We start from the raw sequence: 13,766 nt of genomic DNA, 5'->3' as shown, positions 1-13,766 counted from the left end.
AAAATATCTTTCTTTCATAATTGTTTCTTTATCGGATTTTAATAGTTCGAATACACTTCTTATATATTCAACGATTCGCTATCATTCCCTCTCTAAAAGAATAGAAGCYCGCAATCTTTATACAAAATCACGCCATACGTATCATGACTTTTATAAAGTCTTGAATAAACATTTGTTGGTCCAATTCTAATGCAATACAAACTCCTGTAGATTTAGCACTTGGACGAAAATCAGCAAAAGTCTGTCCTTTTGATTCTCCCTGTGTATCGACAGTAACCTCTCGATATATATATTTAAGAGATGTAGGATTAATTAAAGTACTACAGTTAATATCAGTTGGTCTTTTGCATAGGGAATCCACAGTTCTACTTGAAAAGCCTTCATATTTATATTCGCTTCATGTATTTCAATCAGCAGATATACATCTTTCTGGAATATCGATGGATGAGTGTGGTATCGTACCAAGCGATTTGTCTAGACGAAGTAAATATAATAAAACGAAAAACATTTTATATTCTATCCCTTGTTTTCACAACCCAACAGGTGTCTTAATGTTGGAAAGTCGACGGAAAGAACTTATGAATGTTTGTGAAAAAGAACAACTTCCTATTATTGAAGATGATATTTATCGTGAATTATGGATTGATGAACTACCTCCACTACCATTAAAGGCAATGGATCAAAATGGGCACGTATTGTATGTCGGTAGCTTATCGAAAACACTTAGTCCTGGATTAAGAATTGGATGGGTAATTGGTCCAGAACCTGTGATTGAAAGATTATCAGACATAAAAATGCAAACAGATTATGGATCTAGTTCATTATCACAAAGAGTTGCTGCTGAATGGTTGTCTAGTGGTTTATATCAAAAATATGTAGCATCCGTGAGATTGCAGCTGAAAGAACGAAGAAAAATCATGATGCAAGCGCTGGACCTGTATTGTAAAGACATCGCAACATGGAATGCCCCTAGCGGAGGATTGTTTATATGGTTAAAGATACAACCTAAAATTTCAATGAAAAAACTATTTTCAAAAGCATTATCTAAAGGGATTCTTCTTAACCCAGGGCGTATTTATGAAGAAGAATTTGATCAACATATTCGTTTATCGTATGGCTATGTACCTGTCCAAGATCTTACGCAAGGAATCTATCAGATAAGTCAAATTGTTAGGGAATTAATAGAACCATAGAAAAGTCCTCTTCATTTAAGGAAGATGACTTTCAAGCGGGTACTCATACATTCATATGTTAGGTGTTGACAACTTCCTGATACATTCTTCTCTACCTTTTCATAAACCGTCCAAATCAAATCTTTCAGTTAACTTATAATTGTTTAACCATATTGGTATATAAGAAAGATGAAAAATATTTTTGAAATTTCCAATTTAATTAGATTCTATTTGTTCTTCTATTACAAGTAGTAATTCCCACTTTTTCTTTTTAGTTTATATAAAGCGTCTTATTCAAAATCCCTTTTACAAAATCAGTTTTAGCTTCACAATAACCATCAATATTATATCGATAGTTCTCAGCTAATCGATATTTTAGTTCTTCATATTCTTTCCGCACAGCCTCATTAGCTGATAAATAATCCCGTAAAATATCAATAATTGGTTTTGCTGCTAACCCTTCCACAGAGGTACTACCTACATGCTCAATTCTTAAAATTAAATCGCCGATATAACTTTCAATCATTATTTTGATTTTCTTGAATTCCATTTTCCATTCAGGATTATAAGACATGATTTCTATTATTCTCGTTTTTTCAGCCATTATTATATACCTCCTTATCATAATTTAATTTTCTTCCAAATATAATAAATTGTTCATACGAATCCTCATCAAGCCCTAGAATTTTTGCAAAAGCAAGTTTTTTAGAACTATAATACCTTTTCAAATATGAGGTGGTTTCTTAAATTATGGTATACATTCTAAATCATCTAATAAAATATGATGAAAATTATTATAGCTAGAAGATGTTCTAGAAACACCTTAATTTCAATATATTAAGGTGAATCAAGGATATATTTCATCTCTTCTTCAATAAACCCAAAATATTAAATTAGCAAAGGAGGAAGTATATTGGATATCTTTCCCATACTTTTAATAATTCATATTCTATTTGGGATCATATGTTTAATTTCAGGAGCTGTCGCAATGTCTGCAAAAAAGAGAAAAGGAACTCATACAGAATGGGGTGAAGTTTACCATGCATCTTACGTTGTAATATTCATCACTGCAATTATATTGTCTATTTTACATTGGAATGAGATTGCTTATTTGTTTTATGTCGCACTTTTTTCTTATTCATTTGCTATTTATGGCTATCTTGCAAGAAAGAGACGCTGGAAGAATTGGATTCACCATCATATTAGAGGTATGCTAGGTTCATATATAGGTGCTGTAACGGCTCTTCTAGTGAACATAGGGAGTTCTATACCGATTTTAAATTTACTTCCTAAACTATGGTTTTGGTTTTTGCCTACATTGATTGGTACCCCACTTACAATAATTGTTGCAAAAAAATATAAAAAACATACAAACAAGTAAAGAGTTCTATTCCTCTTTGAAAAAATAGAATCGCTATTAATCATGCAATAAATATTCTGCTTCGATAACTGGATTCAGCGATTTTTTTATTACTACTCAATCATTTTAGTTCAAAGAAAAAGAATCCATTTAGATAAAAGACTTTTTATTAAAAGTCAAGATACTACTTGAAACCCTTTATTATTCGTGAATAGTTGAAACGAAGTGCCAATAAAAAATAGACGATCTAAGGAGCAGAAAACTTCTTAAATCGTCTATTTTGACTGTGTAAATTCCTACACTCTTGAAGTATGTTTCGAAATAGCGTTAATTATATTATCCCAATCATCAAAATGAATTTCATGCCCCGTTCCCTCTAGTGGTAGTAACGATGCATTAGGAATTTCATTCGCTAGAGCTAAGCCATGCTCATATGGAAGTGCCGTATCTTCGGTGCCGTGAATAACTAATGTAGATACATTTATTTCTTTTAATTTTCCCTCAAAGTAATCATCACCTTTAAGCAGTGTATGATTAAACATGCTGAGTAGATTGTTTGCTCGTTTTATTTCTTTTGTTACCTGCTTCGTAACTCTTTGTTCATCAAATTTATGCTTTGGTCCACAGAGTAATGCTGATCCTCTAACTAAATAATTCACAACAGATTCGTTTTCTGTCCAATCCAATTTACTTCCATTCGCATGATAAGCAAGAATTTTTTCATCCATTGGAGGTAAATTCCGATTGTTTTCATCAGACCCATAAATACTTGATGCAATCAAGGTCATTGTTAGGACCCTTTGAGGATGCCTTACTGCGATAATTTGAGCAATCATACCTCCCAAGGACATTCCAACAATATGTGCCTGATTAATATCGTATGCATCGAGCACTCCAACAGCATCATCCGCCATGTCTACCACAGCATACTGAGAACTTCCCGGTTCATAGGAAACGGAACGTCCAACATCTCGATTATCATATCGAATAACGAATCGCCCTGTATCTGCTAATCTTTTACAGAACTCTTCATCCCAGTAAACCATTGAACACATTGCTCCCATAATCAGTAAAGTAGCTGGATGATTAGGATTTCCAAAACTCTCTGTGCATATATCAATTCCATTAATTTTATTTATCTTTTCTTTCATGATTCATTCCTCATTTCATTCGAATTTGGTCATTTGAAAAAAGGTACATCAAGACAGCCCAAAATTCACTTTAGAAAAATGAACGAATAGAAATGTACCTGAAATTAACGGAAACGAATGAACTTAATAATCATGATAAGCACTCTCCTTATAAGAAATGAATAAGAGATTCAAGACCACTACTAATTATAATCTATTTTTGTAACTTAGGTTTATCTATTTTATTACTAAGGGGTGTTTTATTTAATCTTTTTTATAGGCTGCTAAAATTACATGCTGTAAACGATCCGGATAATTCGTAAACATCCCATCTACACCCCATTCAATCATCTTTTTCATATCTTCCTCTTTATCTACTGTAAATGGGTGAACTTCTAAGCCTTGTTTTTGTATTTTTGGGACATCGGTAGCATTCATATATGTATAGTTCATGCCCAAGCCCACACAATAAGTTTTATACGCCTTTAAGTCTTCATTGGTTAGTCTGACTGCTTTTTTGTGTGTTAATAATTGCACCAGCGGAATGCTAGAATTTAGACTATGAATCTTTTTTAAACTTTCTGTACTAAATGATTGGATGATTATTTTCTCCTTTACAATAGCGGGATCACTTAGTTGGTATCGATTCAGTATTTCTAAAAGCTTTTCTTCCATTCCTAGATAGTCCTCTGGTGATTTTGTTTCAATATAATAACGAGCATCATGGCCAAACGCTTCAATAATCTCTTCAAACGTTGGTACTTTTACGTCCTTAAATTCTTCTTTTGATAGCTTGGGATGTTTTTTATTAAAGAAGCTACCAGCATCAAGTCTTTTTATTTCTTCTAATGTATGATCTTTAACAAGTCCTGATCCGTTTGTTGTTCGATTTAATGTATTATCATGCATAGCAATTAAGTGTCCATCCTTTGTCATTTGAGTGATATTTTAACTCCTAATCTTATACTCTATTTATATATATTACACGATAAAATTTAAGCACGTATAAATATGTTATTAAAGCTTTGTAACAAAATCATTCAGTCTACAAAATAAACAATTGGATAGCTAATGTCTTAATAAAAAATAACCATCCTCTAAGGCTTGGATATACCTTAAAGAATGGTCGCTTTAAAACAGATTTACGATTCAATATTTTTAGGCACTTCTCTTATACCTTTAATCGGTAAGCAAGTACCTATCAGTGCAATTATAGTACAACCCATAAACATAACAGGTAACCCGTATACAGCAAGTATAGATAACGTACCAAAAATAATTAAATCCAGTACAGAATCTAGCACTGATAATAATGAAATTGTTGTTGCACGTACATGTGATGGAATTATATCATTACTCAGCTGTGAATAAATTGGATATCTTATTGCTCTTACAAATCTTAATATAATAAATGCTCCTAAAACGATCCATAACGTATTTCCAAAGCACGCTGCTAATAGTAATCCACAGACAGCTAATGCACCTGAAAGATTTAATAAAAATATACGAGAGAATTTTTTGGTTAACCATCCTATTGAAATAGATGCAAAATATCCGCCTACTGCAGCGACTGCATATAATATACCAATTGCAAATACAGGAACTCCTGCATTTTTCAAAAGTAGTTGATCATAGTTGTCAAAAACCGCACTCGCTGGAATAAATACAAGTGATATATTTAAGAACATGATGAGTAATTGAGGTGCTTTTCGAATAACTTGTATTCCTTCGATTACTTGTGAATACGATGACTCATTATATTCAAATTCCACCGCCGGATTTTTTATAAATAAAAGTAAAATTAATTCTACGAAATGAAAAAGAAGTCCGAGTGTAATTAAAATAAAGAATTGCTCTTCCTTCAAATCTTTCGCAAAATAAGATCCGAAAATAACAGCAATCAACATTGAAATAAAGCTAGCGGATTGAATTTTCCCCATCGCTTTATCCATAAGATGTTGTTCATTCGTTTCTTTTAAAGATTCGTATATTAAGGCTTCATCAGCACCCGAAAAAAAAGTGACTGATAAACCATTCAATAAGCTATATAAACAAAATAGCCATATGTTATCAGCAAATAATAAAAGGGAAATACTTATAATTTTTATGCAAGCACCTGTTATAAAAGAGAGTTTTAAACCGAATCGATCTGCAAAAATGCCTGCTGGTACTTCTCCAATTAGAACTGCTCCACTCCAGCACATCAATACAATAAAAACATTTGAAGGAGTTAATCCTCTTTCCACATAAAACAACGTCATAACCGCTTGTAAAAAGCTAATTGTTCCAAAAAAATGTACCCAAAATAAAATAGAAATATTATGATTTGCCAGCGTACACTTATCCAAACGTTCTCCTACTTTCCGATATTTATATTTTTTGCGGAAGCAGGAGTGTTAAATTAGCTTAAATGCTATTCACTCCTCTTCCTTCATTTGAGAATCGGTTTAAATTTTTTAACATGTGAATTCCTCCTTACGTTTAGTTATGTGTATCGTAACAAAAATTCTTAATATTCACAAAGAAATTTTATAAACTGGATAAGATTGTCGAAATGGAAAAAGTGGTATATAATAAGCAGTAACATTACTAGTAATTATTTTAGGTATTCCTAGAATAAAGGAGCGATACATATGAAAATTACTATTTATTTCGGAAGTCATGAAGATCAAGATGTACGTACAATGGATTGTCATTTAGATGTAGACGATGCAGAAGAACTTGTCTCTGTTTCATAATATAAATTACAAATAAAGTGGGTTGAAACCTCTTCCCTATCACGTTTAAGACACCTTTAAAAGGTGTCTTTTTTATTGTTTTTTGATGAAAATCCCTTTACTTTGTAGCGATTAAATAGTAAAATATAAATATGCGAACAAACGTTCTTTTATTTTAATCGCACTTGAAGGGATGACTTTTACAATGGCTCAAAACAAGCGCAGAGGAAGAAAAAAGCATACACCTACTATCTCAAATACAGGCTTTATCGGCTCTGTGTTTATTGATACATTGGAACTACAAAAAAAATCCTATTATTTTGCYCGTAAAAAGTTACAAATTGTCCATCATGTATTAGATGGTCTTGCAGGAGCAACAAGTTCTTTATTTAAAGAACATAATATATCCGCACATATGTCTTGTGTGTATTTACATAAACAAAAGAAAATCGGTTTTGTTCTTTCAACAAAACCTTTTGAACAAGCTGATGGTGTTGCTTATTTTAAAAATTACTTAATTGAAAAGAATTTTTATGATAAGCAAGACGCCGAATTTCAAGAAGTATTTAATACAGGCTTTATTGGGGTTGTATTTGCTGACATATCTAGTATTGATCGTTTTAACTTTGATTTTGAAATGAGCATGCTATCAAAACTAATGAAGGATATGATTATTCCTATAAAGGAACTTTTTTTACGTCATAATATCCCTGCTTATATCTCTACTTCCCATTTAGAGGAACAAAATAAATTAGGGTTTGTTTTATCTGTAAAACCTTATGATGAACGTGCAGAAGCAGATTTATATTTTGAAACATATTTAAAAGAACGTGGCTTATACATTGGTGATGAAGAAGATGAAATTGATAAAATTGTCATTCGAAAAAAAGTTGAATTGATATAGAAAAAATGCAGGATTCCAATAAATCCTGCATTTTTATTTGAAAGTTTCATTCTCTAAAATAACAACATAATCATTAGTCATTCTACCCGCTTCTTTTGTATAATCAACAAGTCGTTGTATATTATCACAACACAGCTTTGCTCCCCATACAAGTAAGGGAACACCAATAAAATCAATATGTAATCTTCTTGAAAACAATCCTCCAAACGTCATAGGAAGTGGAACGGTTGGTGAAGTATTTGAAAAAATGATTTTTTCATTGTTTTGATACTGATGTTGAAGAATTTCCGCTAAATTTTTCATGGATGGAACAACTACTTTTGATGCCCCATGTCCTACTGTATAAACCGGATTTCCTCCTTCGTCCCTTCCATGAAAAATGATTTTTCCCATATCAGACGTTTTAAGCTTATTAAAATAGTCCACATTTAAAATTTCTTCTTTTGTCAGTCTTCGATCAGTGGGGAGTTTGTTTAAATGATATGCTGCCGCAAGTGAAGTTGTATGTGTTCCGCCAAAATCTGTGTAAATAAAAATCATAATACCATCCCTTATCATAAACTTTTCATAGTTATTAGTATCACCATCTCATCATTTACTAATCAAGCGAAGCTTTGATTTTATAACTTAATTGTTAATTAGTGATATTTCTTTCAGACATAATATCCTCTATTAATTATTGTACCAAGTGGCGTACATAAAAAAGCGTTTGTTACAACGCTTAACATATAATGTGTACCTCATGAACAAATATCCTTGAATTTTAAGTTACAATACGATTATGATATCTAGATGGAATATAATATTGAAAGGATGGTGTATTCCCTTTGAATATCCTTGAAACAGACCGTCTTATTCTTCGACTACAAACAACTGACGATGCAGCTTTTATCCTAGAGCTTATGAATGACCCCTCTTGGTTGCAATGTATAGGCGATCGTGGTGTAAGGACAATAGAAGACGCAAAGACTTATATTTTGAACGGACCGCTTCGCATGTATGAACAATTTGGTTTCTGTCTTTTTTTGGTGGAACAAAAGGAGGATCACGTTCCGCTTGGAATCTGTGGTCTGGTAAAAAGAGATTCATTGGAAGATGTAGATATTGGATTTGCCTTTCTCCCAAAGTATTGGGCTAAAGGATACGCCTATGAAGCAGCTTCTGCAGTGATGACATATGGAAAAGATAAATTGGGGCTAAATCGTATTGTGGGGATTACTACTCAAGACAATCGCGCTTCAGCTAAGCTTCTAAAAAAAATAGGATTGCAGTTTGAACGATTGATTCAGTTAGCTAATGATTCTGAAGAACTTAGTCTGTTTGCATTTGATAAACGAAAAGACAACCACATAAATAAACAGCAAACATATGAAAAATAGTAACTTATGTAAAAGACTCTCCAATCGGGAGAGTCTTTGTCTTATATACTGAATTTTGGTAGACTATTTGTCGGTATGACTATTTTATAACCTGAACAGATGCTGGTTTCCATCCCTTATTTTCTACCCAATCAATATATACTTTATATTTTTTATTGCTTTGCTTATCTCGCACATTACCATAGGCCTTATTCGTTCCATTATTTCCAATAAAATCATAAATGAGTTGTGATTCAGGAGCATCAACAGCGTAGGAAATTGCTTTTTTCATCTCATTCCAATCTGTCGTTCCCTCTTTAAATTGCATGGCAGGTTTTGCCCCTTGCTCTGTACCAACTGGATTCCATTGCTTATTTTGTTCTGTTTGATCCTCATTTTTGTCTGGTTGATTTTTAGTTGTTCCCTCTTCATTAACCTTTTGCTGTTCCATTTTTGTATTCTTTTGTTCCTCTTGTTTTTTCACTTGATTTTCATTACTCTGCTTTTCTTTTTCCAGTATTTTTGAGTTTTCTTTCTCTTGATTTTGTTGCTCTGTTAATTCTTGTTTTTCAACTTCTTTGTTTATTTGTTCTTTTGATGCCTCTTCTTCTGATTGTTTTGTTTTTTGTTCCTCTAATTTATTATTTTTCGCCTCTTTAGATGCTAATTGGGCTACTTTCTTTTCTTCTGGATGTTCTTTTCCTTTTGTTTGACCAGTAAAAAATAATTGATAAGATACCATGCTGACTGTCAGTAATACTAAACTTAATCCAATATTAACAACACCGCGCTTTCGACGTGATTGTTGTTTTTCTTGAAATCTACTTTCATTTCCCATTCCTGAAACCTCCATATGACTTTTACAGTGTACCTGTATGTTGTTTTCTTTACTTTACTTTACTTTAGACTCTAGTAAGTTTATTTTCATATTTTTGATGCCGATAAACTTTTAAATTCCATATGTATAGTCGTTATCATTTTCCCCCTTATCACTTACACAAACATCTATTGTAAATACATTTTTTAATTAGTACATTATTACACACGCTTTTCTATATTACATTTTAATATTCAGAATTTCAATAATAAAATTAATGTTAAGCTAGAATGTTTCTACTATTTTTAATACAAGTTTCGATTACTTCAACAATTCATCTATTTTTATAAAATATTTGGCAATTAAAATACAAAAAGACGTACATTTTAGTACGCACATCTTTTTGTATTTTTATACTCTCAGTGATTTCAATGCGAAAATAAAATCAAAATTCTTTTTCAGATTTTTTTAGAATCCAATGACTGCGCTGAATATAATTTTGCTTTCGATGGTAATAAATTAAATGCACATAACACGATGGTTATTAATAACATTACAAATGCCCCTATAATAACTACAACTTGAATGGAAATGAAATGAGTAGCTACTCCAAAAAGAATAGTTGCAAGAATGGTTAGAATTGCTATAAGTAATTCATAAATGCTCCCAACCCTTCCCATTATATCTACAGGTATATTGTTTTGATAAAATGTATAAAAACCTGTATTCGCAAAATCCATAGCAAAAGAAAGAATGAAGAAACCAATAGCTGCTATTATAAAATGATTTGAGAATGCATAAATCATATATCCAATTGAAATGAATAAGGATCCTATACCAATTAAAAATGAAGGTATAAGCTTTTTTGTAAAGATAGTATTTACTATACCCATTCTCAATATTTTGCTTAGGCTTGACTAATTCCTTTTCTTCATAAAATTTCAAAGTATCTCTAGATACACCTAAAAATTTAGCGACTTGTCCAATTGTGTACATTATACTCTCCTTTATCATTGCTACATATTCTTTATGATATTTCATATTATCAGTACGTCGATAAAAAATAATATAGGTTTTATTATAATAACTAAGTTAGGTATCACATCTTTTACATTCATACCTACATTCCTCCATCCTGCCCATTCTTTAAATTATCGAATATTGAAATATTCTTACAATTATTATGCCAAGAAATAGTAGAAGATGATACGAATTTCCAAATTCATATCATCTTCTTGAATGTTTTAATCAAACTTTATTACAAATTATCAATCTTTATATTAAATAATCAATCTTTTTTATAAAGCTACATCCACAATTGTGCCCTTTTCTTGAATATGTACATAACTTGTATTAGCTTAGTACTTAGGACATATTGAACTAAAACTACCTTTAGTAGCAAGATACAGCGCTTCACTTTAAACACTATCTATGATTTTATATTTATTATCTCGATATTCTCCAAAAATCCGGTCCATAATTCTTGTTACAAAATTCAACTGGAATTCGTGTCTTTGGAAAATTATCACCAACGTTTAACTGATATAATTTATTATGTAAAGGAGAACCATAGGAAAACTCAAGTTGGCAATCAGTTAGATTAAACAAAATTGAATGCACTGTTCCAAAGTTTTCTTTATAATTATGAATGGACACCCCTTTCGGAAACTCCGTTGAAAGAAGTTCTTTAATTTCGCAAGCAGTTCTTTTACCATTGGCACTAAATTTATTCTCTAAAATATTATATCGTAGTTGAGATTGTTCTAGCTTGCCTGGTTCAAGATTTTCAATTTCAGGAAATAGCCCATGATTTGTTGCAATTAAATAATCTAGTTCTGCGTTTTTAACTACTTTAACTCCGTCATATGTTCCAACTAAAGCTGCCTCACCATTTGCATCCGCTAAAAGTAAATTCATATTCGTTCCCACAGGCATGTTTTTCACAGCATAGATGGCTTCTTCAATATTTTTACACGTCTCTAGTATGGCTCTAACAACCACCATAAACTACAACCCAGTAACTACTGGTTTTCTCATACCTGGATATTTGCCTATCGGCATGCCACACGAAGCAAACGCTACACATAGACCTTTCTCGTTTAATCCATCACTTCGACCAAATGTAGAAACAGAGAAACCGGTATGCGTGTATCTTCCATCTACTTTAGTTGTACAAAGGCGCATATCCGAAATATCAGGAGAGAGGTCATAGTTTCGTAATACGTATGTTTTACCATCAGACATTTTTTGGGGCAAAATTGCACTTAGGCTACACCCTCCAGGTATTAACCAGGCATCATCATAAAATTTTAATTGGTTTGATTTATAACCAAACCCTTCCGCAAAACCCTCTAATTCCTCATTTAATCCCGGGCAATACTCCTCGATTTGGGACCTGATTTCTAGATACGCTTTGGTAGAATCAGAGTGTTTCCTAAAAAAAATTTCCTTAACGTGTGCACTTTCATAGTATTCTAATGCTTGTTGTTTTCCAATTTCATACGAACTTCCTTTAAGATAAGTAAATTTCCCTGTATGCGTATTCATTCAAAGCTCCCCATTCTGCATTTTAATAGCAAACATATATACCTTGCTATAAACAGAATAAACCCTCCAGTAACTAGAGAGTTAATCTCAGTTCGTTATTCAATTATTCTGCGTTGTTACCTTTACAAACACTTTTGTCAAAAAATCATTTGGATGTATCTCGTTGTTCGGTTTAATATTTATTGGATTCACTACTTTGGATGGGACGAGTCCCTTTATGTACTGTTCCATATACATTCCTTTAACATGAAGGGATTGTTCTGCCACCCATACCTTTAAACGATTGTAGCCATAGTGAAGTTCTGAATAAGGCCCTTCTACATTGACACATGCATACATTCCTCCAGGCACTCTCGTAAGATACTCCTCATTTTTATCGACTTTTACGGGTAAAAGTAATTCAACATCTGCTTTCTTTTGTCTCCAGTCTTTTTGATGAAAAATAGCTAGTAGCTCCCCATCCATATTAAACTGATATGCATATATCCTTTCAAACAACATTTTAACGAGTGTATCCATTTCAAACATGTTTATTGTTTTGCGAATAGACACAACCTGTGTATCTTTTCGCTCCTCTATGTAACAACTTGACAGAGTGGGCTCAGGAATGAATGTTTCATCATTCTTTATGAACTTCTTTATTTGCTGAATGTTGTTAATTTGCTTGATGATTTGTTCTTGCTGATACTTTAACTCTTCTGTTTTTTTCTTTAATCTTACATCCAGATCTTTCATATCTTTACTTTTTAAAACTTGCTCAATTTCGTTTAACGAAAACTGGCAGTCTTTAAGCACTAGGATAGCTTTTAGCTCTTTCATCTTATCGTAGTCATAGTAACGATAGCTCGTCTCGGGATCTACATAAGAAGGTTCGAGTAAACCAATGTCACTATAGTAACGAATTGTTTTCACAGGTACATCGCACAGATTTGAAAATCTTCCAATGGTATACATAACAAAGCCCCTTTTCCAAACGACATTTATTTCCAAACAATTTACTCCAATAAATCCCATTATAAATCAAAAACAAATCAATCTGACACTTCAACTTTCCACTTGAGATTCTTATTGATTTTCGATGAAATGGGAATTCAATGGAATAACATGACTGGCGTTTTTAAATGTAGTGTAGTGCTTTAAGGGAAAATCTAAATTTTTCCTCCGAAAAACAATCCCTACTTTCAACTAAAAAAGTAGGGATTTATGGCATTTTAATAGACTTAGGGGAATGAATGAAAAATCGTGTGAATTTGAAATAAAGTTTGATCAAAATGCCTTCTATTATTTATGTTGTTAGAAAGCTTTTTATAAAAAAAAGATTGATCATTATTCTATCCGTACATCGAATCTTTTATTTAACCACCAATTCTTATAAAGTGTATTTTAATTTGTAATCTTCGAGTACAGGTCTATCTGGTAGGATTATATTTTTTGGCAAGTCATATAAAGAAAAAAATCGAAGGTCTGTTGCCTCATCCTTATCATGACTTAAATAGCCGTTATATTCTTTACATTCAAAAGCCGTCACAACATTATAGACTTCATCACCATGAGGATATTGATAGTAAAAAGCTTCTCCTGAATATGTATGAATTAATTTAAGATTCTCAGCCGTTAGTCCTGTTTCCTCAAACAATTCTCTATAAGCTACTTGTTCAAGTGTTTCTCCTAACTCCATAGAACCACCAATCAGTCCCCAACATCCATTATCTTTTCGAAGTTGTAATAAAACTCGTTGCTCATGATCTATAACAAGTACAC

At 32.2% G+C, this 13,766-nt stretch carries 10 protein-coding genes and 6 pseudogenes; 4 read left to right on the top strand and 12 right to left on the bottom strand.

The features are described 5' to 3' along the window. Nucleotides 1–127: 127 nt before the first annotated feature. Nucleotides 128–322, bottom strand: a pseudogene (locus AC1DIT_RS20580) (nucleoside hydrolase); the annotation flags it as partial. Here AC1DIT_RS20580 and AC1DIT_RS20575 point away from each other — a divergent pair. Then, nucleotides 306–1,193, top strand: a pseudogene (locus AC1DIT_RS20575) (aminotransferase-like domain-containing protein); the annotation flags it as partial. The pseudogenes AC1DIT_RS20580 and AC1DIT_RS20575 overlap by 17 nt on opposite strands. 250 nt (nucleotides 1,194–1,443) lie before the next feature. Here the strand turns inward: AC1DIT_RS20575 and AC1DIT_RS20570 are convergent. Then, nucleotides 1,444–1,776 (bottom strand): GrpB family protein, encoded by a 333-nt coding sequence (locus AC1DIT_RS20570; protein ID WP_016131421.1) that lies wholly within the window; start codon nucleotides 1,774–1,776, stop codon nucleotides 1,444–1,446. 309 nt (nucleotides 1,777–2,085) lie between these two features. Here AC1DIT_RS20570 and AC1DIT_RS20565 point away from each other — a divergent pair, with 309 nt between their 5' ends. Next, a complete protein-coding gene (locus tag AC1DIT_RS20565) occupies nucleotides 2,086–2,553 on the top strand; it encodes a DUF2306 domain-containing protein (RefSeq protein ID WP_016114979.1) in 468 nt (155 codons plus the stop codon). A 275-nt stretch (nucleotides 2,554–2,828) separates the two neighbouring features. Here the strand turns inward: AC1DIT_RS20565 and mle are convergent, their stop codons facing one another. The 3 genes and pseudogenes from mle to AC1DIT_RS20550 all read right to left on the bottom strand — a co-directional run bounded on the left by mle (nucleotide 2,829) and on the right by AC1DIT_RS20550 (nucleotide 6,010). Next, nucleotides 2,829–3,683: an alpha/beta fold macrolide esterase gene (gene mle, locus AC1DIT_RS20560; RefSeq protein WP_016114980.1), complete on the bottom strand. Its 855-nt coding sequence runs from the start codon at nucleotides 3,681–3,683 to the stop codon at nucleotides 2,829–2,831. A gap of 243 nt (nucleotides 3,684–3,926) precedes the next feature. Then, a pseudogene (locus AC1DIT_RS20555) lies at nucleotides 3,927–4,601 on the bottom strand (glycerophosphodiester phosphodiesterase family protein); the annotation flags it as partial. Nucleotides 4,602–4,804: 203 nt separating this feature from the next. Continuing rightward, nucleotides 4,805–6,010, bottom strand: coding sequence for an MFS transporter (locus AC1DIT_RS20550; protein WP_016114982.1), 1,206 nt, complete (start codon nucleotides 6,008–6,010; stop codon nucleotides 4,805–4,807). 562 nt (nucleotides 6,011–6,572) lie between these two features. Here AC1DIT_RS20550 and AC1DIT_RS20545 point away from each other — a divergent pair. Then, nucleotides 6,573–7,283, top strand: a complete 711-nt coding sequence (locus tag AC1DIT_RS20545; RefSeq protein ID WP_170927919.1) for a hypothetical protein — start codon at nucleotides 6,573–6,575, stop codon at nucleotides 7,281–7,283. Between the two features lie 33 nt (nucleotides 7,284–7,316). On the opposite strand, the gene AC1DIT_RS20540 is transcribed toward AC1DIT_RS20545, so the two are convergent. Continuing rightward, nucleotides 7,317–7,823, bottom strand: coding sequence for a DUF3189 family protein (locus AC1DIT_RS20540; protein ID WP_016114984.1), 507 nt, complete (start codon nucleotides 7,821–7,823; stop codon nucleotides 7,317–7,319). A 287-nt stretch (nucleotides 7,824–8,110) separates the two neighbouring features. Between AC1DIT_RS20540 and AC1DIT_RS20535 the strand changes: the two genes are divergently transcribed. Continuing rightward, nucleotides 8,111–8,662 (top strand): GNAT family N-acetyltransferase, encoded by a 552-nt coding sequence (locus AC1DIT_RS20535; RefSeq protein ID WP_016114985.1) that lies wholly within the window; start codon nucleotides 8,111–8,113, stop codon nucleotides 8,660–8,662. Nucleotides 8,663–8,741: 79 nt separating this feature from the next. Here the strand turns inward: AC1DIT_RS20535 and AC1DIT_RS20530 are convergent, their stop codons facing one another. The 6 genes and pseudogenes from AC1DIT_RS20530 to AC1DIT_RS20505 form a co-directional block, all read right to left on the bottom strand. Then, a complete protein-coding gene (locus AC1DIT_RS20530; protein WP_016114986.1) occupies nucleotides 8,742–9,479 on the bottom strand; it encodes a YrrS family protein in 738 nt (245 codons plus the stop codon). 437 nt (nucleotides 9,480–9,916) lie between these two features. Then, nucleotides 9,917–10,345 (bottom strand): annotated as a pseudogene (locus tag AC1DIT_RS20525) (hypothetical protein); the annotation flags it as partial. Further along, nucleotides 10,290–10,454 (bottom strand): annotated as a pseudogene (locus AC1DIT_RS20520) (MerR family transcriptional regulator); the annotation flags it as partial. The pseudogenes AC1DIT_RS20525 and AC1DIT_RS20520, both read right to left, overlap by 56 nt. A 450-nt stretch (nucleotides 10,455–10,904) precedes the next feature. After that, nucleotides 10,905–12,005, bottom strand: a pseudogene (locus AC1DIT_RS20515) (C45 family autoproteolytic acyltransferase/hydolase). 99 nt (nucleotides 12,006–12,104) lie between these two features. Continuing rightward, nucleotides 12,105–12,959, bottom strand: coding sequence for a MerR family transcriptional regulator (locus AC1DIT_RS20510; protein ID WP_044880826.1), 855 nt, complete (start codon nucleotides 12,957–12,959; stop codon nucleotides 12,105–12,107). A 415-nt stretch (nucleotides 12,960–13,374) separates the two neighbouring features. Then, on the bottom strand, nucleotides 13,375–13,766 hold a 392-nt coding region (locus AC1DIT_RS20505; protein ID WP_476998375.1), incomplete at its 5' end, for an NUDIX hydrolase.

This window comes from Bacillus sp. 05T22 (assembly GCF_056396765.1).
The sequence above is the reverse complement of the archived record's forward strand: the minus strand, read 5'-3'. Positions and strand labels throughout refer to the sequence as shown.

What these genes read in the sequence shown, in the direction of transcription:
- AC1DIT_RS20540 (WP_016114984.1), bottom strand. Translation starts at nt 7,823, where the DNA reads ATGATTTTTATTTACACAGATTTTGGCGGAACACATACAACTTCACTT.
- AC1DIT_RS20530 (WP_016114986.1), bottom strand. Translation starts at nt 9,479, where the DNA reads ATGGGAAATGAAAGTAGATTTCAAGAAAAACAACAATCACGTCGAAAG.
- mle (WP_016114980.1), bottom strand. Translation starts at nt 3,683, where the DNA reads ATGAAAGAAAAGATAAATAAAATTAATGGAATTGATATATGCACAGAG.
- AC1DIT_RS20510 (WP_044880826.1), bottom strand. Translation starts at nt 12,959, where the DNA reads ATGTATACCATTGGAAGATTTTCAAATCTGTGCGATGTACCTGTGAAA.
- AC1DIT_RS20570 (WP_016131421.1), bottom strand. Translation starts at nt 1,776, where the DNA reads ATGGCTGAAAAAACGAGAATAATAGAAATCATGTCTTATAATCCTGAA.